The 23,384-nt window shown below is 64.9% G+C and carries 17 protein-coding genes and 1 tRNA gene; 6 read left to right on the top strand and 12 right to left on the bottom strand.

The genetic code is table 11. From position 1 onward, the window contains the following. Positions 1–60: 60 nt before the first annotated feature. The 3 genes from yidC to rpmH are packed head-to-tail and all read right to left on the bottom strand — an operon-like array spanning position 61 to position 2,497. Positions 61–1,914, bottom strand: a complete 1,854-nt coding sequence (gene yidC / locus NLM31_RS04160; RefSeq protein ID WP_254191550.1) for a membrane protein insertase YidC — start codon at positions 1,912–1,914, stop codon at positions 61–63. Between the two features lie 16 nt (positions 1,915–1,930). Then, complete coding sequence (rnpA, locus tag NLM31_RS04165; protein ID WP_254191551.1) at positions 1,931–2,335, bottom strand: ribonuclease P protein component; 405 nt, start codon at positions 2,333–2,335, stop codon at positions 1,931–1,933. A gap of 27 nt (positions 2,336–2,362) precedes the next feature. Continuing rightward, a complete protein-coding gene (gene rpmH, locus NLM31_RS04170) occupies positions 2,363–2,497 on the bottom strand; it encodes a 50S ribosomal protein L34 (protein WP_008542748.1) in 135 nt (44 codons plus the stop codon). A gap of 362 nt (positions 2,498–2,859) precedes the next feature. Between rpmH and NLM31_RS04175 the strand changes: the two genes are divergently transcribed. Continuing rightward, on the top strand, positions 2,860–4,389 hold the full coding sequence (locus NLM31_RS04175) for a sensor histidine kinase (protein ID WP_254128041.1): 1,530 nt from the start codon (positions 2,860–2,862) through the stop codon (positions 4,387–4,389). A 164-nt stretch (positions 4,390–4,553) separates the two neighbouring features. Next, positions 4,554–4,630, top strand: a tRNA-Arg gene (locus NLM31_RS04180). A gap of 116 nt (positions 4,631–4,746) precedes the next feature. On the opposite strand, the gene NLM31_RS04185 is transcribed toward NLM31_RS04180, so the two are convergent. The 7 genes from NLM31_RS04185 to NLM31_RS04215 form a co-directional block, all read right to left on the bottom strand. Then, the gene (locus NLM31_RS04185; protein ID WP_254191552.1) at positions 4,747–5,688 is read right to left on the bottom strand and encodes a sensor domain-containing diguanylate cyclase; all 942 of its coding nucleotides are present in this window, start codon (positions 5,686–5,688) and stop codon (positions 4,747–4,749) included. Between the two features lie 209 nt (positions 5,689–5,897). Then, complete coding sequence (locus NLM31_RS04190; RefSeq protein WP_254191553.1) at positions 5,898–7,679, bottom strand: tetratricopeptide repeat protein; 1,782 nt, start codon at positions 7,677–7,679, stop codon at positions 5,898–5,900. 155 nt (positions 7,680–7,834) lie between these two features. Then, positions 7,835–10,945 (bottom strand): efflux RND transporter permease subunit, encoded by a 3,111-nt coding sequence (locus NLM31_RS04195; protein ID WP_254191554.1) that lies wholly within the window; start codon positions 10,943–10,945, stop codon positions 7,835–7,837. After that, positions 10,942–14,127: an efflux RND transporter permease subunit gene (locus NLM31_RS04200; RefSeq protein WP_254191555.1), complete on the bottom strand. Its 3,186-nt coding sequence runs from the start codon at positions 14,125–14,127 to the stop codon at positions 10,942–10,944. Before NLM31_RS04200 ends, NLM31_RS04195 begins: the two co-directional genes overlap by 4 nt. Positions 14,128–14,135: 8 nt before the next feature. Then, positions 14,136–15,371: an efflux RND transporter periplasmic adaptor subunit gene (locus tag NLM31_RS04205; RefSeq protein ID WP_254135208.1), complete on the bottom strand. Its 1,236-nt coding sequence runs from the start codon at positions 15,369–15,371 to the stop codon at positions 14,136–14,138. Between the two features lie 196 nt (positions 15,372–15,567). Next, on the bottom strand, positions 15,568–16,665 hold the full coding sequence (locus NLM31_RS04210) for a glycoside hydrolase family 3 N-terminal domain-containing protein (protein ID WP_254191556.1): 1,098 nt from the start codon (positions 16,663–16,665) through the stop codon (positions 15,568–15,570). Positions 16,666–16,863: 198 nt separating this feature from the next. Continuing rightward, positions 16,864–18,159 carry an MFS transporter gene (locus tag NLM31_RS04215; RefSeq protein ID WP_254191557.1) on the bottom strand — a complete coding sequence of 432 codons (1,296 nt, stop codon included), beginning with the start codon at positions 18,157–18,159 and terminating at the stop codon, positions 16,864–16,866. Between the two features lie 90 nt (positions 18,160–18,249). Here NLM31_RS04215 and NLM31_RS04220 point away from each other — a divergent pair, with 90 nt between their 5' ends. Both NLM31_RS04220 and NLM31_RS04225 read left to right on the top strand, forming a co-directional pair. Further along, the gene (locus NLM31_RS04220; protein ID WP_254191558.1) at positions 18,250–18,846 is read left to right on the top strand and encodes a TetR/AcrR family transcriptional regulator; all 597 of its coding nucleotides are present in this window, start codon (positions 18,250–18,252) and stop codon (positions 18,844–18,846) included. 264 nt (positions 18,847–19,110) lie between these two features. After that, complete coding sequence (locus tag NLM31_RS04225) at positions 19,111–20,430, top strand: aminotransferase class V-fold PLP-dependent enzyme (RefSeq protein WP_254191559.1); 1,320 nt, start codon at positions 19,111–19,113, stop codon at positions 20,428–20,430. 19 nt (positions 20,431–20,449) lie between these two features. On the opposite strand, the gene NLM31_RS04230 is transcribed toward NLM31_RS04225, so the two are convergent. After that, on the bottom strand, positions 20,450–20,848 hold the full coding sequence (locus NLM31_RS04230) for a VOC family protein (RefSeq protein ID WP_254191560.1): 399 nt from the start codon (positions 20,846–20,848) through the stop codon (positions 20,450–20,452). Between the two features lie 229 nt (positions 20,849–21,077). Between NLM31_RS04230 and NLM31_RS04235 the strand changes: the two genes are divergently transcribed. Beyond that, a complete protein-coding gene (locus tag NLM31_RS04235; protein ID WP_254128053.1) occupies positions 21,078–21,518 on the top strand; it encodes a hypothetical protein in 441 nt (146 codons plus the stop codon). 181 nt (positions 21,519–21,699) lie between these two features. Here NLM31_RS04235 and NLM31_RS04240 read toward each other — a convergent pair whose 3' ends face one another. Then, positions 21,700–22,785 (bottom strand): AraC family transcriptional regulator, encoded by a 1,086-nt coding sequence (locus NLM31_RS04240; RefSeq protein ID WP_254191561.1) that lies wholly within the window; start codon positions 22,783–22,785, stop codon positions 21,700–21,702. Between the two features lie 229 nt (positions 22,786–23,014). Here NLM31_RS04240 and NLM31_RS04245 point away from each other — a divergent pair, with 229 nt between their 5' ends. After that, positions 23,015–23,353 (top strand): hypothetical protein, encoded by a 339-nt coding sequence (locus tag NLM31_RS04245; RefSeq protein WP_254128055.1) that lies wholly within the window; start codon positions 23,015–23,017, stop codon positions 23,351–23,353. Positions 23,354–23,384: the final 31 nt, after the last annotated feature.

Below are 23,384 nucleotides of genomic sequence, written 5' to 3' on the forward strand. Positions count from 1 at the left end.
TGCCCGGGACAAGCCCGGGCATGACGCTGTGGAGGCAGTTTGCCTGGCAGTGTCGGACGGCTACGTCGCCTCAGTCGTCACTTTTTTTTTGAACACGTTTCGAATGTTGTCCAACAGCTCCACCTTCACGCCGTTGCGGCGCATGATGAAGCTCTGCTGGAGCACCGAGAGCGTGTTGTTCCAGGCCCAGTAGATCACAAGACCCGCCGGGAAGCCCGCCAGCATGAAGGTGAAGATCAGCGGCATCCAGTTGAAGATGATCTGCTGCGTCGGATCCGGCGGCGTCGGGTTCAGCTTCATCTGGAACCACATCGTGATGCCCATGATGATCGGCCAGATGCCGAGCGCGAGGTAGTGGCCGAACAGCGGAAGCGTGGTCGGATCGAACGGGATCAGGCCGAACAGCGTGAACAGATTGGTCGGATCGGGCGCCGAGAGGTCCTTGATCCAGCCGAAGAACGGCGCGTGCCGCATCTCGATGGTGACGAACAGCACCTTGTAGAGCGAGAAGAACACCGGGATCTGGATCACCACGGGAAGACAGCCGGCGACCGGATTGATCTTCTCCTTGCGGTAGATCTCCATCATCTCCTGCTGCTGCTTCACCTTGTCGTCGGGATAGCGCTCCTTCAGCGCCTGAAGCTGCGGCTGGACCGACTTCATCTTCGCCATCGAGGCATAGGACTTGTTCGCCAGCGGGAAGAACAACAGCTTCACGATCACGGTCACGAGCAGGATCGAGATGCCGAAATTGCCGAAGAAGCGGTAGAAGAAGTCGAGACCGAGGAACATCGGCTTGGTGATGAAGTAGAACCAGCCCCAGTCGATCAACAGATCGAAATGGTTCAGCCCGAGCGCCTTGTTGTAGCCGCCGAGCCCCGCGAACGGGAACACGCCGACGACGCCGGCTTCCTTGGCACCCGCGAACAGCCGCGCGTTTGCGGTCGCCGTGCCGCCGATCGCGACGGTGACGGGATCGAGCAGATAGTCGGTCTGGTAGGTATGGACGTTGCCGACGAGGTTCGAGGAGAACTTCGCCTGAAGCTGGGCACTGGTGTCGGGCAGCAGCGCCGAAGCCCAGTACTTGTCGGTCATGCCGAGCCAGCCATTGGTGGCCTTGAAGTTGACCGACTTGGCTTCGTCGATCTTCTTGTAGGCATATTCCTGCAGGCCATCGAGATAGCCGATCAGGCCTTCATGCAGGATGTAATAGCCCGACACCTGCGGCGTGCCGTGGCGCGAGATCAGCGCGAACGGGTAGAGCGTGACCGGCGCGTTGCCGACATTGCTCACGTCGTCCTTGATGGTGAAGAGATAGTGGTCGTCGACCGAGATGGTGCGGCGGAAGGTGAGGCCTTCGCCATTGTCCCATTTCAGCACCGCCGGCGTGGTCGGCGTCAGGCTGCCGCTGCCCTCCTGCTGCCAGACGGTCTGGGCATCAGGCATCTTCGCCGTCACGCCCGTCGCGGCCACCCAGCCGAACTCGGCGTAATAGGGCTCTGCGGTGCCCGAGGGCGAATAGAGAATGATCGGCGGCGATTTCGGGTCGACCGTCTCGCGGAACTGCAGCAGCGCGAGGTCGTCGATGCGGCCGCCCTTGAGCGAGATGCTGCCGGCGAGGCGCGGCGTATCGATCTTCACGCGGGGGCTTGCGGCAATCGCGGTGTCGCGGCTGACGGTCGGCTGGACCTGCTGGTTCGCGCCCGGCGCGGTGGTGGGCGTCGTGCCGGCCTGCGGGGTGGCACCCGGCGTGGCGGCTGCGGTCGGCTGCGGATTGGCCTTTTGCAGCTCGGCCTGGGCCTGCTGCTGGGCGCGCTGCTTCTCCATCGCCGGCACATTGTAGAAGTACTGCCAGGCGATCAGCACCAGGCCGGAGAGAATGACGGCGAGGATGGTATTGCGATTGTCGGTCATCACTTTGATCTCGTCATCAATCCGGTTTGCGGCTGGCGGCTGGGCCGGGCCTCGGCCCGGGTCCCTTGTCAGGTCCCCTGTTAGGTCCTCTGGCCGTATGCCGCGCGGGCTTCGTGAACGCTATGCGCAGATCGTCGAGCATGGTCGTGAAGTCGCGCGAGAGCGCGTCCCTGCGGCCGACCAGCACATAATCATGATGGGGTTGCATCGAAACCGGATCGAGCCGCTTCACCAGTTCGCGAAGCCGGCGCCGGATGCGATTGCGCTCGGGGGCGTTGCCGTTCTTTTTGGTAACGGTGAAGCCGATCCGGATCGGGCCAGCGTCGTCGCGGATGCGGCTTTGCAGGACGAACGCGGGACTATTCACCCGCGCGCCATTGGCAACGGCGAGGAAATCCGCTCGCTGCCTCAGCCGATCCATAATGAAATCCCAAAAAGGGGGTCCGGCTCAGGCGCTCAGACGCTTGCGGCCGCGGGCGCGGCGGGCAGCCAGAACCTTGCGACCGCCGGCGGTCGCGAGACGGGCCCGGAAGCCGTGGCGGCGCTTGCGCACCAGTTTGCTGGGTTGATAAGTCCGCTTCACGGGTTTTTCTCCGCTGACCGGGCAATTTGCCTGTAGAATTGATGGTAAAGTCCGGAAGATGCGGCCCCAAATGGGTCCTTTCCGGCCCCAGAAGAGCCGCTCCCGGTGTCGCACCGGGTCATCGCGGACAATTTGCGCGGCTTATAAGCGAGCGACTTGTTTTCGTCAACGCCACAGGACCGCGCAGTTCCGGTGAATATCACTGTTTCCTTGGGGTTTTTAACCCTTGAGGTGGCGGATGGCGGTATCAGCGCCTACATCCCACCTTGGCAGATTAGCGATCCGTAATTTGACCACCCCCAGGGTCGGGTCGCATCCTCCACCAGTCGAGCTCTATCAGAAGGCCAGCAGGGGCGAATTTCGTGGTAGCGACAGACCTCCAGCAGCCGACCCAGGATCCGGATCGCGTGACCGATCAGGATCCGGATGGGCCATTGGACCAGCCGGTGACGCGATCCCGCGGACCGGGTGGGCTCGGCCTGTCCGGCAAGCTGTTGCTGCTGACCGTCCCCCTGGTGATGATCGCGGCCGTCCTGCTCTATGTGCCTGCGATCGCGAACTTCTGGGTCAACCGGCTCAACGACCGCGTCGCCGCGGCCAACACGGCGGCGCTGGTGCTCGATGCGGCGCCGCTCGGCATGGTGCCGGATTCGCTGTCGCGCGAAATCCTCAAGAGCATCAATGCGCGCGCGGTCGCGATCAAGATGGGCCAGCAGCGCCGCCTGCTCGCCAGCGACAATCTGCCCGCCACGATCGAGCATGACATCGATCTGCGCGACATGACGGTGTGGCAGGCCATCACCGGCTCGTTCCAGATGATGCTGGAGACCGGCAATCAGCCGATCCGCATCGTCGGGCCCGGCGTCGGCAATGCCCAGTTCATCGAAATCGTGACCGACGACCTGCCGCTGCGGCAGTCGATGTATCGCTTCTCCCGCAACGTCGTGGTGGTCGCGCTGATCATCGGCATTTTAACCGCCGGCCTCGTCTATCTCGCGCTCCATTACCTGTTCGTGCGGCCGATGCGGCGGCTGACGGCGAGCCTGGTCGGCTTCCACGAAAATCCCGAAAGCTCGGCGCGGATCATCGTGCCGAGCCAGCGCAGCGACGAAATCGGCGTCGCCGAGCGCGAATTGTCGGACATGCAGCGCGACCTGATGTCGATGCTGCATCAGAAGAGCCGGCTCGCCGCCCTCGGCCTCGCCGTCTCCAAGATCAACCACGATCTGCGCAATCTGCTGGCCTCGGCGCAACTCCTGTCGGACCAGCTCGCCAGCGTGCCCGATCCGCGGGTGCAGCGTTTCGCGCCAAAGCTGGTGCGCTCGCTCGAACGCGCCATCGCCTTCTGCCAGTCGACGCTGTCCTACGGCCGCGCCCAGGAGGCCGCGCCCGACCGGCGCATGATGCTGATCGAGCCGGTCGTGCTGGAGGTGCGCGAGACCGCCGGTCTTGCCAACGACGTCTCGATTGCCTGGGTCGCCGCGATCGAGCGCGGGCTCGCGGTCGACGCCGACCCGGACCAGCTGTTCCGCGTGCTGCTCAACCTCGTGCGCAACGCCGCCCAGGCGCTGGAGAGCCATGCCTCCGGCGACGGTGGCCCGCAACAGATCCGGATCACCGGAAAACGCGAAGGCGGGGTCGCCATCCTGGAAGTCTCCGATACCGGCCCGGGCGTGCCCCAGAAGACCCGGGAGCATCTGTTCGAGGCGTTCCAGACCTCCGGCCGCCCCGGCGGCAGCGGGCTCGGCCTTGCCATCGCAGCCGAGCTCGTCCGGGCCCATGGCGGCGACATCCATCTGGTCGAAGGCACCATCGGCGCCACCTTCCGGATCGTCATTCCCGACCGTCCCGTGGAACTCCTCTCCATCCGCAACGAGCGGCAGCGGGCCTGATCGGCCAAACGCCGAGCCGAGAAAACCGTCATCTCCCTGCAAAATCTCCCCATCCCGGACCTTGCCAATCCGGCCAAGAGCGGTTAGTCAGAGCGCTCTTTCGCACCCCTCCCGGCGCTGTCTGGAGGCTGCATGCGGGCCCAGCCCGCTGTCCTGCGAAAAACGCGCCCGTAGCTCAGCTGGATAGAGCATCAGACTACGAATCTGAGGGTCGGACGTTCGAATCGTTCCGGGCGCGCCATTCTGCCCCCTGTGCAGAATAAAACTGTCCAACCGCGAGTTTTGATCAGACCGGGCAGCCGTTCGCGCGCGCATGTGCCGCAACGATGCTTCCTCCAGCCGTCTGCGCAATCTGCCCTAGGCCGCCAGGCCCTGCTTGTCGTCCCCGATCAGACGGACCCGGTTGCGGCCGGCGGCCTTCGCGTCATAGAGGGCGATGTCGGCTTCCGCGAACAATTCGACGATCCGCCGACGATGCGGGCGGCCAACCAGGGCAGCTCCGATCGAGGCGCCGACCTGGAGGCGAAGCCCGTTCCAGAATAACGGGCGGCTCAGCATCATGATGGTCTGTTGCAGCACGCGCGCGATCCGCGCAGGATCTTTCGGCGCGCGCAGGATGATCGCGAATTCGTCGCCACCGAGCCGGCCGACCAGGCCGGCATTGTAGAAGGCCCGCCGCAGACGCTGCGCGACCTCGCACAGGCATGCGTCTCCCGCCAGATGGCCCGATGTATCATTGAGCTGCTTGAAGCCGTCGAGGTCGATCAGAACGAGCGCCGACGCAAAGCCGTGATTCAGGCTGTCGTTGACGACCTCGCGATAGCGGGCCTGAAACACCGCACGATTGGCGAGCCCGGTGAGCGGATCGGTTTCGGCCTGCTGCCGCAGGCTCTCGAGGGCCTGCCGGTCGGAGGTGACGTCCTGCTTGGAGCCGAAGATCCGCACCGGCCTTCCGCCCTCTCGGACAGCGTTGATCGAGAGGCGCATCCAGCGCTTTTCACCGCGCCAGGTTCTGATCTCGGTATCGAGCGTGACCGGGCAACCGCTCCGGATCACCTCGGCACGCGCGAGCTCCATGTGGCGCCTGGATTCGTCGATGTAGAGATCGACGATGCTTGCGCGCCGCAGCGGGTTGTTCTCGGGGTAGCCGAAGATGTCGTAGACGCCCTGGGTCCAGTTCAGGCGCTCGGTCTCGAGTTCGCATTCCCAGGCGCCGATGCGCGCGGCATTCAGGGCCTGATCGTAGAGTCGTACGCGAACCTCGTCCGGCAGGGTCGAGGCAGCATGATTTCCTGTCATCGACGATCCGGCAGCATTGTCGCGATTTTGCCCAAGTCCTTAAAGGCTAGGGCGGCTGCGTTAACGAATCCTGTATGTCGGCCTGCATCCGGCGCTGCGGGTTAACATTGAACGGACCGCGGTCGCATTTGCCGCAGGGTTGACGTTCGCTTGTGCCGCGGAAGATAATACCTTTGCCGGCGGAGCCGTCAGGCGCCGCGCATGTGCCTTCAACGCGGGCCCGATCCAAACGCGGCGGCCAGCGCCCGCAATTCCTCCCGCACGCGATCAACCACGCTCTCATAGTCGCGCGTCTCGGTTTGCCGGAACAGCCGCACGCTCGGATACCAGGGGCTGTCCGCGCGATCGAGCAGCCAGCGGTAGTCGGGCGTCCAGGGCAGCAGGATCCAGGTCGGACGGCCGAGCGCGCCGGCGAGATGCGCGACGCTGGTGTCGACGGTGATCACGAGATCAAGGCAGGCGATCAACGCGGCGGTGTCGGTGAAGTCGGTGAGGTCAGCGGTCAGGTCGGCAATGTCGCGTCTCTCCCGCAGCACCGCCGCATCATGCGGGCGCGGGGCCTTCTGCAGGCTGACGAAGCTCGCATTCACATCGAGGATACGCGACAGCGTTCGCAGCGGAATCGAGCGGGTCTCGTCGTTCACGTGGTGTGGATCGCCGGACCAGACCAGGCCGACCCGGAGCCTGGTTCGAGCGCCAAGACGATTCTCCCAGGCTTCAACGAGGCTCTCCGGAGGGGGAGGCAGATATGGTCCGGACGGAATCGTCTCGAGACGGGTCTTGAAGGCGAGCGGCAGGCTGGATATCGGGCAGTGCAAATCGAACGCCGGCAGCGTGCCCATGGCCAACCGCGGAATGCAAAGAGATGCACCGCTCAGCGTCGACATCAGCCGATGCAGCGGGTCCTGCACGACGAGAACAACGCGTGCTCCGCGCTCCGCCAGCATGGGGACGTAGCGGACGAAATGAATGGTGTCGCCCAATCCCTCGTCCGCCGCGACAAGGATCGTCTTTCCCGCGATGCCGTCGTCCCCGAGCCAGATCGGTTGCTGAAACTGAGGGTGTCGTGGTGCCGAAGGCAGTTTCAATCGGGTCTGGCGTCCGCGCCAGCCGGCTTCGAAATTGCCCGTCAGGAGATGGGCCAGGGAGACATTCCACGCTGTCACCGCGCTGCTCAGCCCGATCGCATTCATGCGATCGGACAGCGCGAACACCTCGTCGAAGCGATGAAGCTGGAAAAGCGCCACCAGCTTGTTGTCGAAGGCATCCACGAAGCGCGGCTGAATCGAGATGGCCTTGTCGAACCACGCCAGCGCCTCGTCATTCCGGCCGAGCCGCCGCAACGAGAGGCCGAGATTGTTGCAGATCTCGGCATTGTCGGGATCGAGCTCGTGTGCCCGCCTGCCGTCGGCCGCGGAGCCCTCGAACCGTTTCAGGCAATAGCGAACCCATGCGCGCGTTCGCAGCGTCGGGGCATGGTTGGGGAACAGGCTGTCGCTGAGATCAAGAGCTGCCGCGGCCTCCTCGTTGCGCTCGAGCTTGTGGAGGAGAGCCCCGCTCTTATACAGAGCGTCGTGATGATGTGGGGCGCGCTTGAGCGTCTGTTGAAAGCTCAGCAGTGCTTGATCGAGCCGCGCAAGCTGAATCAAGATGTCGCCGCGCTGTCGCCACAGCTCGGCATCGTCCGGCCGAAGCTGGATCGCCTGGTCAATGACGTTAAGCGCCTCGTCGCAGCGCCCATATTGCTGCAGCACCGTCGCGAAGCTCGCCAGATATTCGGGCTTCGGCGCGCGCTGGATCGCGCGGACGATCCACGCGAGGGCCTCGTTGTATTGCCTGGCCTGGAGAAACAGCAGCCCCATGAGATGCTGCGCGTCGGTGTGTTCCGCATCGATTCCGAGGGCCTGCTGATAGCAGGCACGCGCGTCGAGAGGCCGTCCGTCCCTGAAATGCGCAAGGCCCGCTTCGCAGAAGGCGGCTGCTGTGCTCATCGCTGCTCAAGTCCCGTTCATGGCGAACGTCCACCTCGGTGGCGGCAGCGGCGTCTGACGGGCGCAACCCCGCCGCTCTGGCGTCGCGGTTGATTCGACTTCAGCAGGGGGAGATTGCGCGAGGCTTGCGGCGAGGTTCGGGGTCCCTTTGTGTCTTACCCGCCGAGATCGGGAAGAGCCGGCGCGCCGAAGGCAGCGGATGCCTGAGGTGCGCTCGCCGCAGGCGTCTTCTTCCGGCGCCGCAGCCTGTCCAGCAGCAGGTACATCGCCGGCGTCGAGTACAGCGTGAACAGCTGGGCGACGACGAGGCCGCCCATGATGGTGATGCCGAGCGGCTGGCGGATCTCGTAACCCGGGCCGGTGCCGAAGGCGATCGGGACGGCGCTGAGGAATGCGGCAAGCATCGTCATCGTGATCGGCCGCGCCCGCAGCCGTGCCGCGAGCAGGATGGCGTCATGGGCGTTGAGGCCGCGATGCCGCTCCGCATCGAGGGCATAGTCGACCATCATGATGGCGTTCTTCATCACCATGCCGACCAGCAGGATGCAGGCGATGGTGGTCACCAGCGTGAACTGCGTCCCGGTCGCCCACAGCGCGACCAGCGCGCCGAAGGCGGTCGGTGGCAAGGTCGAGAGAATGGTCAGCGGATGGACGTAGCTCTCGTAGAGCATGCCGAGCGCGAGGTAGATCGCGATCAGCGCGGCTCCGAACAGCGCAGCCTGCTTGACGATCGACTTGTCGGCCTCCTTGGCCTCGCCGCGGAATTCCGCTTTGACGTCGTCGGGCAGCTTTGCCTCGGCCTCCTCCTTGCGAATCGAGGCGATGGCGTCGCCGATCGACGTGCCGGGCTTGATGTCGAAGAAAATCGTCGCGGCCGGAAACTGGGCGCTGTGACGGACCCACATCGCGGCGTGCGCGCGCTGCGGCTTGGTCAAGGCTGTCAGCGGCACTGCTTTGCCGCTGGCGCTCGGTACGTAGATCTGGCTCATGGAGTCGGGGCCGCTCGCGGCTTCGGGCTCGACCTCGAAGATCACGCGCGCATAGTTGGTTGGCAGGAAGAGAAGATTGATCTGACGCTGGCCGAAGGCGTCGTTGAGCGTGTTGTCGACCGCGACGGGCGTGACGCCGAGCATCGCGGCGCGAACGCGGTCGATGGTGAGCCCGGCCTGCAGGCCACCGGTCTCCCAGCTTGCGATGACGTCGATGATCTGCGGAATGCCGCGCACCCGCCGGATCATGTTTTCGGCGGCGCGTATCACCGCCTCTTCGTCGATGCCCCACATCGTATATTGAAACCGCGATCCGCCGGATTGGACACCGAGATTGAGATCCTGGAGCGGCACGAAGAACACCCGGACGCCGTCGATCCGGTTCATGCGTTCGCGCAGGCGCGTGATGACCTGCTGGATCGACAGCTTGCGCACCTCGGGCGGCTTCAGCGCGACCAGCATCTGCCCGACGCTGAGCGCGTTGCCATTACCCTCGCCGATATAGGATGTAAGACCCGAGATCGCGGGATCCCCGAGGATCGCCTCGCCGACGGCGCGCTGCCGGTCTTCCATGGACAGAAACGAGATGTTCGACGGAGCCACGGTCCGCACGAACATGACGCCGGTGTCCTGGGTCGGCATGAAACCCTTCGGCAGTTGCAGATAGAGCCAGACGCTGGCCCCTGTGAGGGCGGTGATCATCAATACGGTGAGAAAACGGTGGCGCAGCGTCCAGTCGAGGCTGCAGGCATAGAACGTGCGGTGGCCGGGGTCTGCGTCGGGGTTGTGCAGCCGCTGCCGGCCGCGATCGAGCAGATGTCCGCACATCATCGGCGTCAGCGTCAGCGAGATCGCCGCCGAAGAGACGATCGCGACCACCAGCGTCACGCCGAACTCGCGGAAGTAGCGCCCGACGACGTCGGGCATGAACAGGATCGGGATCAGCGCCGCGATCAGGGCGACGGTGATGGCGATGACCGTGAACGCCATCTGGCGGGCGCCGTTGATGGCGGCCTGCAGCGCGGGCTCGCCCTCCGACATGCGCCGAATGATGTTCTCGATCATGACGATGGCGTCGTCCACGACGAAGCCGGCGGCGATGGTCAGCGCCATCAGCGACAGATTGTCGAGGCTAAAGCCGCACAAATTCATCACGAACAGCGTCGCGGCCAGCGAGACGGGAATGGTGACGCTCGGGATCATCGTCGCCCAGAACCGCCTGAGGAACAGCGCGATGACGAGCACGACGAGCGCGGAGGCGATCACCAGCGTGAGCTTGACGTCGTTCACGGCGGCCCGGATCAGCGTGGTGCGGTCATAGATCGTGTGCAGCTTGATACCGGGCGGCAGCCAGCGCTGGATTTCCGGCAGCTCCGCCTTGATGGCATCGACGGTCTCGACGATGTTGGCGTCCGACTGCTTGTAGACGAACAGTACGACGCCGCGCTCGGTGCCGTACCAGCCGGCGAGGCGGTTGTTGATGACGCTGTCGCTCACGGAGGCGACATCGCCGAGGCGAACCGGCGCGCCGTTACGCCAGGCCAGCACGATATCGCGATAATCGACGGCTTGGAGCAGCTGGTCGTTGGCTTCGATGGTGAGGCGCTGGCCGTCGACCGAGACCGCGCCTTTGGGCAGGTTCTGCGACGCATTGAGGACAGCGACGCGCGCTGCCTCCAGCGACAGGTTCATGGCGGCGAGCCGGGCCGGCGACACCTGGATGCGCACCGCACTACGCTCCGCGCCGGTGACGTTGATCCGCGCGACGCCGGGCAGTTGCGACAGTTTTGGCGAGATCACGCCGTCGGCGAGGCTGTAGACCTCACCGGGCGTGAACACGTCGCTGGTCAAGGCGAGCGCCACGACCGCGAAGCCCGCCGGGTTCGCCTTCCAATAGGTCGGCGGCCAAGGTCCTTTCGGCAGATTTGGCCCGGCCGAATTGATGGCGGCCTGCACCGCGCCGGCGGCGGCATCGATATCCACGGAGAGCTCGAACTGCACCGTGATGCTGGTGCCGCCCATGGCGCTGAACGAGGTGATTTCCGTCACGCCCGGGATCAGCGCGAGCGTGGTTTCGAGGGGTTGCGACAGCGCATTCGCGACCGTTGTCGGGCTCGCGCCGGGGAATGGCGCGTAGATCCCGATCGTGGGTCGTTCCACCGCCGGCACCGAGGCGATCGGTAAGCGGACATAGGCGACGCAGCCGAGCAGGAATACGCCGATCATCAGCAGCGTGGTCGCCACCGGCCGCAGCACGAACTGTGCGGTGATGCTCATGGCGCGGGCCGTTCGGCCTGCGGCAGCGCCGCCGGATCGTCGGCCGATGCGGATTGCCATCCGAACCGGGTGCGCAGCGAGGCGAACGCGAGATAGACGACCGGGGTCGTATAGAGCGTGAGGATTTGCGAGACGATCAGGCCGCCGACGATGGCGATGCCGAGCGGCTGGCGCAGCTCGGAGCCGGTGCCCGAGCCGATCGCCAGCGGCAGTGCGCCGAACAGCGCCGCCATCGTCGTCATCATGATCGGGCGGAAGCGCAGGATGCAGGCCTGGCGGATGGCGTCGAACGAAGAGGCGCCGTCCTCGCGTTCGGCGGCGAGCGCGAAATCCACCATCATGATGGCGTTCTTCTTGACGATGCCGATCAGCAGGATGATGCCGATCAGCGAAATCAGATTGAGATCCTGCCGGTACAGCATCAGTGCCAGCAGCGCGCCGATGCCCGCCGACGGCAAGGTCGACAGGATCGTGATCGGGTGGATGTAGCTCTCGTAGAGCATGCCGAGGATCAGGTAGACCGTCACGATCGCGGCCAGCAGCAGCCATTTCTCGTCCGCAAGCGAGTTGGCGAACTCGGCGGCCGTGCCGATCAGCTTGGTCGTGACCGCATCCGGCAGTCCGATCTCGCGCTCGGTCTGGCGCAGCGCCTCCGTTGCGTGGCTCAGCGAAACGCCATCGGCCAGATTGAACGAGATCGTGGTGGCCGGAAACAGGCCCTGGTGCGAGATCAGCAGCGGCGCGTGCTGCCGCTCGATCCGCGCGAAGGCCGACAGCGGCACCGGCGCGGAGGCCTTGCTGAAGGCACCGCTGAAGCCGCTGGTCGACTGATCGATGGTGCTGGCTGCGGCCGCCGCGGCGGTCAGATAGATCTTGCCCAGGATGTCGGGATCGTTGCGCAGGGCAGGATCGACCTCGAGGATCACGTGATACTGGGTGAGGGGACCGAAGACGGTTGCGATCTGGCGCTGCCCGAACGCGTCATAGAGCGTCTGGTCGATCGTGTTCAGGCTGACGCCGTAGCTCGCCGCGAGCTGGCGGTCGATGGTCACGGACATCTGCAGGCCTTCGTCCTGGCGGTCGTCCGCGACGTCGGCGAGCTCCCGCCGCATGCGCAGCGCCTCGACCAGACGCCGGCTCCAGAGCCGGAGCTCGTCCTCGTCGAGATCCTGCAGCGCATATTGGTATTGCGTGCGCGCGACGCGCGATTCGATCTGCAGATCCTGCGCCGGTTGCAGATGCAGCGTGATGCCGTGAACGCCCTCGACGGCATGCTGAAGCCGCGCCATGACGGCGGCCGCGGACGACGTCCGCGCGTCGGGGCTGCCGATATCGATGTAGAGCCGGCCGCTGTTCAGCGTCGTGTTGACGGATCCGATGCCGACGAAGCTGCCGACGGTGACGACGTCGGGGTCGCGCGCGATCACGGCGGCGAGCTGCTGCTGCCGCTCGGCCATCGCCGCAAAGGAGATGTCCTGGGCCGCATCGGTGGTGCCGATCAAAAGACCAGTATCCTGCAAGGGCAGGAATCCCTTCGGGATCGCGACGTACAGCATCACGGTCGCGACCAAAGTGAGCACGGTGAAGACCAGCGTGAGCTTGCGGTGTCTCAGCACCCAGTCGAGCCCCCACAGATAGAAGCTGGCGGAGGCGTCGAAGCCGCGTTCGCTGATCCGGTACAGAAAGCCGTGCTGCGCGTTGGGGTCCTCGTGTCGCAGCAGTTGCGCGCACATCATCGGCGTCAGCGTCAGCGACACGAGGCCGGAGATGACGACGGCAAAGGACAGCGTGATCGCAAACTCCCGGAACAGCCGGCCGACCACGCCGCCCATCAGCAGCAGCGGGATGAACACCGCGATCAGCGACACCGTCAGCGAGACGATGGTGAAGCCGATCTGTCGCGCGCCTTTCAGGGCCGCCTGAAGCGGATCTTCGCCGTCCTCGACATAGCGCGCGATGTTCTCGATCATCACGATGGCGTCGTCGACGACGAAACCCGAGGCGATGGTCAGTGCCATCAGCGAGAGATTGTCGAGGCTGAAGCCGCACAGCGCCATGACGCCGAAGGTTGCGATCAGCGAGACCGGCAGCGTGACACTCGGGATCACGGTGGCCCACAGCTTGCGCAGGAAGATGAAGATAACGAGCACGACGAGGGCCACCGTCAGCACCAGCGTGAACTGCACGTCGTGGATCGCGGCCCGGATCGTCGTGGTGCGGTCGCTGACGACGGAGATCTTCAGCGCCGCGGGGAGCGAGTCCTGGAGTTTCGGCAGGATGCTCTTGATGGCATCCACGACCTCGATCGTGTTGGCGCCGGGCTGGCGCTGGATATCGAGCAGCACGGCGCGCTCGCCCTGGAACCAGGCCGCCTGCTCGGCATCCTCGACGCCGTCGATGGCGGTGCCGACATCGCGCAGCAAGACCGGCGCGCCGTTGCGATAGGCGATCACCGCATCCTGATAGGCCTCCGCGGTAAACAGCTGGTCGTTGGTGTCGACGTGAAACGCCTGCCTGGGACCATCGAGCGAGCCCTTCGGATTGTCTGCGGTGGTGGCGGCGATGCCGCGGCGGACGTCGTCGAGCGACAGGCCGAGCCCGGCCAGCCGCGTCGGGTTCATCTGCAGGCGTATGGCCCGAGTTTGTCCGCCTTCGATGCTGACGGCGCCGACGCCCGGGATCTGCGACAGTTTCGGCACCAGAATGGTCGCGGCGTGATCATTGGCCTCGTGCAGCGCCATCGTCTTCGAGGTCAGCGCCAGGATCAGCATCGGCGTGTCGGCCGGATTGACCATGCGATAGGTCGGCGGGCTCGGCAGCTGCTCGACCGGAATCCAGCCCGCCGCCGCATTGATCCGCGCCTGCACATCCTGTGCGGCCGCGTCGATCTTGCGCGACAGGTCGAATTGCAGCGTGATCTGGCTGTAGCCGTACGAGCTGGTCGAGCTCATGTCGGTCAGCCCGGAGATCGTGCCGAAATAATGCTCCAGCGGCGCGGTGATCGAGGTTGCGACGACGGTGGCCGAAGCGCCGGGATAACGTGTCACCACCTGGATGGTGGGGAAATCGACATTGGGCAGCGGCGCGATCGGCAGCTCACGGTAGCCGAGCATGCCCAGCAGCACGACCGCGACGATCATCAGCGTCGTTGCGATCGGCCGGAGGATGAAGGGCGCGGACATGGCGGGCCTCAGTCAACGCGCGGCTCGGAGCGCGGCTGAGTGGTGGGCTGCGCCTTGGCGGTGGGCGTCTGGCCCTCGATCGTGATGCGCGCGCCGTTCTCGAGCCGGTAATAGCCGTCGGTGACGACGCGCTCGCCCCGGGCGAGGCCCTTGTCGATCAGCGCGCGTCCGTCGAAAATCTGCCCCACCGTGACCGGCCGGAAAGCCGCCGTATCGTCCGCCTTCGCGACCCAGACGAAATCGCCGCGTGGACCGTGCCGCACGGCGATCGCCGGCGCGGTGATCGCGTTCTTGCGCGTGTCCACCGTGATCCGCCCGTTGGCGAAATTGCCCGGCCAGAGTTTCAGCGCCTTGTTGGGAAAGGTCGCCTTCAGCTTGATGGTGCCGCTGGCCTGATCGACCTGGTTGTCGACCAGCGTGATCGTGCCCTTGTCGAGCTCGGAGGTGTTGTCGGCGGTGAGCGCGACCACCGGCGCATCAGTCTGGCCGAGGCTGAGCCGGGTCTGGCCGACCGCGACCGCGGCAAGGGTGTAGATCACCGAGATCGGCTGCAATTGCGTGACGGTGACGATGGTCGTCGGCGACACCGCGCGCACGTAATTGCCCTGGTCGACCTGGCGGATGCCGAGCCGTCCGTTGATCGGCGCGCGGATATTGGTGAAGCCGAGCTGCGTGCGCGCATATTCGATCTGGGCGTCGTCGTTCCGGACCTGCGCCTTGTACTGCTCGACCAGCGCGTGCTGCTGGTCCACGACCTGCCGCGAGATCGCGGCGGCCTTCTGGATCAGCGCGTCGTAGCGCTCCATGTCGATCTGGGCGCCGTCCAGCAGCGCCTGGTCCTTCTGCCTCACTGCGATCTGCTGATCGAGCTGGGCCTGGAACGGGCGCGGGTCGATCACCGCGAGGACGTCGCCTTGCTTGACGTCCTGTCCTTCCTGGAAAAGGATCTGGACGATCTCGCCGTCGACCCGGCTCTGCACGTTGACGGTGTTGTAGGCCTGGATCGTGCCGATGCCCGTCAGATAGATCGGGACGTCCTCCGCTTTCGCGGCGGCGACTTTGACGGCGACCGGTGGCCGTGGAGGAGGAGCGGGCGCGACACCGCGCTCGGCCTCCGCCGCCTGCATGAAGGGCAGCGCGAACGGGAGCTTGATGTCCTTGATGTCATTCCTGAAATAATACGCCGCGGTGCCGGCCGGCAACACGACCAGCGCGCCGATGAGGAGTTTTGCTGCGCGTTTCACGTTCAAACCCATCACCTGAGCCGGCCGCCGGGTCGATCGTCCCGGGGTGGAACCTGCTTAGCACGAAGCAACCTGACGTTGATATATCGGCAGGGCACGATATGCTACCATTCGTAACATTAGCACGTGTAGCATATCGAGATCAACGGCGGTTCCGTTGAGAACGTCCGGCTTTCGGATGGATTCTGATGGGGCCCTACACGACCTCGACGGTCGCCGCCTCGAACTGGGCGCCGGCGTTGCGATGGCTGGCAAGCACCTCGGGCGACAGCTCCGAGACCGAGTTCTGCGGGGTGCGATCAAGCATCGCGTGGACGCGCTGGCTCGAGGCCTTCAGAACCGCCGGGTCGAGCTTGCCGGAGTCCACGCCGTCGATGATCGATTGGGCGAGGAAGCGGGCACGCCCGGTGTCGGTCAGAGCCGAGCAGATCATCAGCATGTCGTTGCCGGCGGCCATGAAGCGCGCACCGGCATCCGGCGCGTCCAGCCGACCGGCCATGGCGCGCATGCCGACGTCGTCGGACACGATCACGCCGCGGAAATTCATCGCCTCGCGCAACAGCCCCTGCGTGATCGCGCGCGACAGCGTGACGGGATCGTTGGCATCGAGCTTCCGGTACAGGATATGCGACGTCATCATCATCTCGATCCCGCCCTCGATCGCGGCGGCGAACGGCTTCAGCTCGCGCGCCTTGATCTGGTCGAGGTCGAGATCGATGACCGGCAATTCGTGGTGCGAATCCACCTGCGTGTCGCCATGCCCCGGAAAATGCTTGCCGCAGGCGCGGACGCCGCGGCGCTCCATCGCCTTGGCGAACGGCAGCATCGCCTTGATGACGTCGTCGGCAGTGCGGCCGAAGGCGCGTTCGCCGATGACAGGGTTGGCGGGGTTGCTGTGAATGTCGAGCACCGGCGCGAAGTTGAGATTGCAGCCGAGCGAGGCGAGCTCGACGCCCATGGCGTCGCCGACCTGCTCCGCCGTTCCGGCCCAGCGCGCTGCGTAGGAAAAGCGCGTGATCGGCGCCGGCGTGCGGCACACGCGTCCGCCTTCGTGATCGATGGCGATGAACTGCTTGTCGCGCTGCGAGGCGTCGCGGATCGCGGCGATCAGATCCCGGTGGACCGACAGCCAGTCCCGATAGGGCAGGTCGTGGCGGAAATTGCTCTTGTAGAGGATGACGCCGGCGGGCCGGAGATCCCGCAGCAGCGCGCGGTCGCGGTCATCGAGCACGCTGGTCGGCTTCAGGCCGATGAAGAAATGGTCACCGACCGTTGAAAGGAGGGAAGCGCTCATTCGCCAGGCCGCCACAGATCGTTTCGGTTGATTGGGATGGAGCTGGACGCAACGCGAACTCTCAAGCTCCTGCGCGAGCTTTCGTACGGCTCGCTTCGTCATCACAATATTTCAAATTCCTTAACGGAATCAACCTCCAAATCAAGCGGCACGGGCAGCTGTGCCGGCAAGGTCCGTGCCTTGCCGGCACGTCGTCTCTCACGCCGCAGCGAGCTGTGGCTGCGTCGGCCGCCGTCCAATCATCAGCGACAGCACGGCCGCGACGATGCCGGTGAAGCCGGCGATCATGAAGGCCTGCAGATAATCGCCCTGCGACGAGCGCATGAAGCCCGCGAAGAAGGCGGCGCAGGCCGCGCCCAGCTGATGGCCGGCGACGACCCAGCCGAAGATCAGCGGCGCATTCTTGTCGCCGAAGGCTTCGTTGGCGATACGCACGGTCGGCGGCACGGTCGCGATCCAGTCGAGGCCGTAGAACACCGCGAACACCGACAGGCTGACGAACGAGAAGTCCGAATAGGGCAGGTAGATCAGCGACAGCCCGCGCAGTCCGTAATAGAAGAACAGCAGCTTGCGCGGATCGAAGCGGTCGGTGAGCCAGCCCGACAGCGTGGTGCCGAACAGGTCGAAGAATCCCATCAGCGCCAGCAGGCTTGCGGCCTGCACCTCGAAGATGCCGTGGTCGCCGCAGAACGCGATCAGATGGGTGCCGACGAGGCCGTTGGTGGTGAAGCCGCAGATGAAGAAGGTCGCGAACAGGAACCAGAATGTCTGTGTCTTCGCGGCGCGCACGAGGTTGCCGATCGCCGCGACGAACGGATTGCCCTGCGCCGGTGCCGCCGGCTGGTCGTCATGCGTGCTGCCATAGGAGCGCAGGCCGATCGACGCGGGCCGCTCCGGCACCAGAAAATAGACCAGCGGAATCAGCGCCGCGCAGCAGGCCGCCACCGTCAGCACCACCGGCTTCCAGCCGCCCCATTCGACCAGCGATGCAAGGCCCGGCATGAAGATGAGCGTACCGGTGGCCGTGCTCGCGGTCAGCAGTCCCATGACGAGGCCGCGATTGGTGGTGAACCAGCGGTTGACGATGGTGGCGCCGAGCACGTTGGCGACCGCGCCCGAGCCGATGCCGGAGAGCAGTCCCCAGCTCATGAACAATTGCCACGGCGCGGTCATGAAATAGCTCATCGCCGTCGAGACCGACATCAATGCCAGCGCACCCAGCACGGTGCGGCGGATGCCGAAGCGCTGCATCACCGCCGCGGCGAACGGACCCGCAAGGCCGTAGAGGAAGATGCCGACCGCGGCCGACGACGAGATCACGCTGACGTCCCAGCCGAAGGCTTTTTGCAGCGGCAGCATCAGCACGCCCGGCGTCGCGCGCAGGCCGGCCGAGGCGAGCAGCGCCAGGAAGATCACGGCAACGACCACGAAAGCGTAGTTCGGGCCGAACGGCCGCCGGGAGACGGAGGTGGATTGAAAGGAGGGTTCGGGCATGTTACTTACCGGTACGTATTGCGATGCGGTACTAATACGTACCGGTCAGTAACATTGTCAAGCCCCGTGCCTGAGACGAGACGAAGCGAGATGCCCAAGAAAGCCGAGAAATCCGCCGAAGCGCCGCTCCGGGCCGCCGACCGGATCCGCGCCTCCGCCAGGGAATTGTTCTACCGCGAGGGCATTCGCGCTGTCGGTGTCGACGAGGTGGTGGACCGCGCCGGCGTGACAAAACCGAGCCTGTATCGCGCCTTTGCCTCCAAGGACGATCTCGCCGCCGCTTACTTGCGCGACTACGATCTGAGCTTCTGGGAAAATTTCGAACGCCCCGGCGGCAAGGCCTACGGCAATGCGCGCGATCACGTGCTGGCCTATATCGGCCAGCTTTCGTCGCGCGCCGTGGCCAAGGGCTATCGCGGCTGTGGACTGAGCAACGCCGCGGTGGAATATCCCGCGCGCGACAATCCCGCCCGGCAGGTCGCCGAAGCGCACAAGAAGGTCTTTCGCCAACGCCTGCGCGAGCTCGCCGCCGCCATGGGCGCACGCCAGCCGAACGTGCTTGGCGACGCGCTGCTGCTCCTGATCGAAGGCATCTACGTCACCGGCCAGCAGTCCGAAGACGGCCCCGCGCAGTCGGCGCTCGCAGCGGCGAAGCTGCTGATCGATGCGAGCGTGAAGGCGGGGTGATCGCACATCGCCTTTTGGAAAGGCCTGAGCGCACGCCTCGCCCTTCGAGACGACCGCTTCGCGGTCTCCTCAGGGTGAGGCTAATCGGCATCTGGAGCCGTCGAAGCGGTGGCCACGCCCTCCGTCCTCATCCTGAGGAGCCCGCCTAAGCGGGCGTCTCGAAGGATGGCCGCAAGTAGAAGTCCGCATCGTTGATTGTCATTGCCCTGTCATTCGCGCTCTATTGATTGCGGCTTTCTTTGCCGCGCATCCGTAGAGGCTGATATGAATCTGACTGAAACGATTTCGTCCGACCGTCGGTCGATCTTGCGGGGCCTCGCGGCCGCAGCCGTCACGTCCTTGGCGACACCGGCGTTCGCAGCCGAAGGCTTGCCGCCGCCGCCGACCGGTTCGGCTGCCGCAATCGCCACCGACAAGGCCTATTGGGCCGCCGTGAAGGGCCTCTATGCTGTCACGCCCGATGTCGTCAATTTCGAGAACGGCTATTGGGGCATCATGCCCGAGCCCGTGAGGCGCGAGTTCATCCGCCAGTCCGACATGGTCAACTTCCAGAACACCTATTACGCGCGGCAGCGCGTGGGGGCGGATTTCGAGGCCGTGCGCGCCAGGGTGGCCGAGGCGGTTGGTGCCGCGCCCGAGGAGATCGCGCTGACGCGCGGCGCGACCGAAACGCTGCAGTTGCTCATCGGCGGCTACAACAGGCTGAAGCCCGGCGACGGCGTGCTCTATGCCGATCTCGATTATGATTCGATGCAGTATGCGATGAATTCGCTCAAGGCGCGCCGCGGCGTCGACGTGATCAGGTTCGACGTGCCGGAGCCCGCCACCCGCCAGGCGGTGCTGGATGCCTATGCCCGTGCCATCGAGGCCAATCCGAAGACGAAACTTCTGCTGCTGACCCATGTCAGCCATCGCACCGGCCTGGTCATGCCGGTCGCCGAGATCGCACGGATGGCGAAGGCGAAGGGCATCGACACCATCGTCGACGCCGCGCATTCCTGGGGACAGATCGACTTCCACGTCAATGACCTCGAATCCGATTTCGTCGGATTCAACCTGCACAAATGGATCGGCGCGCCGCTCGGCGTCGGCTTCCTCTACATCAGGAAGGACCGCCTCGCCGCCATCGACCGCGACATGGGCGATGAGGATTTTGCGGAGACCGACATCCGCTCGCGGGTTCACACCGGCACGGTCAATTTTGCGACCGTGCTGACGGTGCCCACCGCCGTCGCGCTGCATCAGCAGATCGGCGCCGCGGCAAAGCAGGCGCGCCTGCGCTATTTGCGTGATTACTGGGTGAGCCGTGCCCGCGGCTTCAAGGACCTCGAGATCCTGACGCCGGATGAAGCCGGCTCCTATGGCGCGATCACGTCCTTCCGCCTCGCCGGCAAGACCAGCAAGGCCGACAACGAGGCGATCGTGGTGAAGCTCCGCGACAGCCACAAGATCATGACGGTGCGCCGCGCCGGTGTCGCCAAGGGCCAATGCATCCGCGTGACGCCGGCGCTCTTTACCGACGAGGCCGATCTCGACCGCCTCGTCGAGGCGCTTGCGGTCGTCACGGGGACGAAGACGGGGTGAGGCGGGAGACGGCCGGGCGTCAACCGCGCTTGATGGATTGGATCAGGTCCCAGCGGTTGCCGTAGAGATCCTCGAACACAGCGACGATACCATAGGCCTCCTGCCGTGGCGGCCGAACGAAACGGACGCCGGCGGCGATCATGCGCGCATGGTCGCGCTCGAAATCGTCCGTTTCCAGGAACAGGAAGACGCGGCCTCCGGTCTGGTCGCCGATGCGCGCCGTCTGCGCCGGACCGTCCGCCCGCGCCAGCAGCAGGCCAGAGCCCAAATTGCCGCGCGGCCGCACCACCACCCAGCGCTTGCCGCCACCGAGCGGCGTGTCCTCGCACAGCTCGAAATCAAGAGCCCGCGTGAAGAACGCGATCGCTTCGTCATAGTCCGCGACCACGAGACTGACGAGGGACAGATGCTGATTCATCGCTCAATCCGGCGAATGACGGCAAGTTCGCCGTCGGCAAGACGAGGATAACATGACGTCGGCCCAGCCGCGCGGTCGCCGGAGGTTGTGCGCCGGCGCTGCCGTATGAGCGCGGTGGGCGGCACCGGGCCGGTATCGGCACGTCCGCGAGCCGAGGCCGCCCCATTTTATCAGCCGGCAGTCTGGTTTATCTCTGTCACTCCGGCGCCCGGCGCAAGGAGACAGACGCGTGCTCGACCATCTTCTCAGGTTCATGACGCTCGGATCGATCATCGTTGGCATGGCCGCGATTTATGCGGCGCTGCATACCAACAATCGGCGCTTGGGCGCGGACATCTTCCTGCGATATTCCGACCGGGTCTCCGATCTGCGACGCCGCCTACCGGTCTCGGTGTTCGTCGATCACGAGGCTGCCGGCGACATCGAGATCACGGCGGAAGAGCGCCGGGCCGTGCACGAGATCATTCACTCGATCTTCGAGCTCTACGAGCTCAAGGTGCACGGCTTCTTTCCGCCGGCGATCTGGAAGATCCGCGAGCCCGACATCGAAAGGCTGCTGTCGCTGCGGGTGTTTCAGCAGGAGCTGGCAAGCATGGAGGGCCGCTATACCAGGCATCCGCGTTTGGCGGCCTGGCTCGCGAAGATCCGGGGTCGGCAAGAAACGGGCTGACTTGCGCAGTGAATCGGACGGCGGTCCGCCACCCGAGCACCGGCGCGACAAGCTTCAGGATCGCCTCGATCGCATGCGCGCAAGTCGGCGCCGAGCTTGTTCGGGATCATCATCAACAGCGTGTTGCGGCGAGGCTGTCCAATGCCCGAAGGACAGAATCCGATCTTCCTCATGGGGCAATCTAGTGGCGATCGGGAGCCTTTGCGATGGGCACCTCGGAGGAAACCTGGTCGCGAGCGGAGCCGTCTCCCGTGTCGTCATCCTGTTCGGGGGTGTCCAGAGTACGCCATTGCCTCGGTGTCATTCCGGTCCAGCGCTTGAACGCATGGGTGAACGCGCTGACCTCTCCGTAGCCGAGCAGCCAGGCGGTTTGCGAGATGGGCAGCTCATTGTCCTTCAGGTAGCTCTTGGCGAGGTCGATCTTCATCTCGTCGAGGATGCCGCTGAAGGTCACTCCCTCCAAGGCGAGGCGGCGCGCGAGCGTCCGATGGCTCATCCCCAAGCGGCGGGCGATCTCTTCGACCCGTGCCTCACGATGCGGGAGCAGGGGGGCGATCGCATTCTCGACGCTTGACCTGAGCGAGGCCGCACCGGATTTCCGGTGCGCGAGCGCCTGCTCGCAATACGTCACCAGCAGGTCGTTCAGATAATGGTCAGCGCTCTCGATCGGGATGAGGCCTGTTGATGTCGGGAAGGTGATCTCGTCGACGTCGCAGCCGAATTCGATCTCGCATCCCATGAACGATTTGATCCCCGCAGGCGTCGTGCGACGGCGATGGGCGACCCGCACCCGACTCGGAACCAGCCGACGATTGGTCAGGGCGCGGTTGATCCGAATAATGGTGGTCAGCCAGAATTCAATCTGGTGCCGATCCGATCGCCTGTTGACGCCGACATATCTCAGCGCAATCGTCATGTCCTTGGCGGCAAATCGCAGCGAAACCCCTTCATTGGCGAGGTAGCAATAACGCTCTGCCTTGGACAAGGCTTCGGCGACCGTGCCGGAGGATGCCGCGACGTAATAGAGCAGGCCGATTTCGCGCAGGTCGAAGTCCCGAGCCAGATGAAATCCGAGCGTGTCATCCTGCAGGACCTCCGCACCAAGCTCCAGAAATCGGATTTGGCTTTCAGCGCCAAGGCGCGCCTTGCGATCTTCGATCTGCTCGCGCGTCAATCCGGCCCTGGATAATAGTCCGTCCGCCTCGATGCCGGCGTCCTGCAAACGTGCCCATACCAGGCGCGCGATTCCGCCGGTGGCACTGGGCATTGTTTCAAAATGGGGCGAACGGGCAGTCGGCACACCGAACCCTTTCGTCGTTGCCGCTGCGGGCCTTGCTCCCTTGGCTCGCAGATCGTGATCGCGGCAGGAGAAATCAAGTTATTGGCTCACGATAACAAGAAACCGGGGGTCGTGTGACTTAAATCGGTTGCCTGCCCTCCGACCAGTCTTGCGTTCTCGGGGGCAGCCCCCTTCCCCGAAAGCTACGATGGTCTTGATGTCCAGCAGCGACGGCGCCGCACCGCCCATCAACGTGAAGATATTGCGAGGGTACGGAACGTTGCTCGGAATTCCCGACGTCGCCCATGGCGCGCGAATCGTCGCGCTCGAACGTGTCGGGGATTGCGAGATCAGCATGTTCGAGGCGCTGGGAGGGGGCTTGCCCCAAAGCCCGTTGTTCTGGATGGAGTTGTTCGACCTTCGCGTTCACGCGTCGCGCGACAGTCGCGGCTGCCACAACATGCGCGATGCAGTCGCAACATTCGAGGATTTTGCTTCGCAAGCGAGCCGCCTGGCTGAGGTATCGCCAGGCATGGTCGGCGAAACGGTGGGCTGACGATTGCCGCGTCCAGGAGCAGCTCCCGTCA

Origin of the sequence: Bradyrhizobium sp. CCGUVB4N (genome assembly GCF_024199945.1) — a bacterium.
Classification (GTDB): domain Bacteria; phylum Pseudomonadota; class Alphaproteobacteria; order Rhizobiales; family Xanthobacteraceae; genus Bradyrhizobium.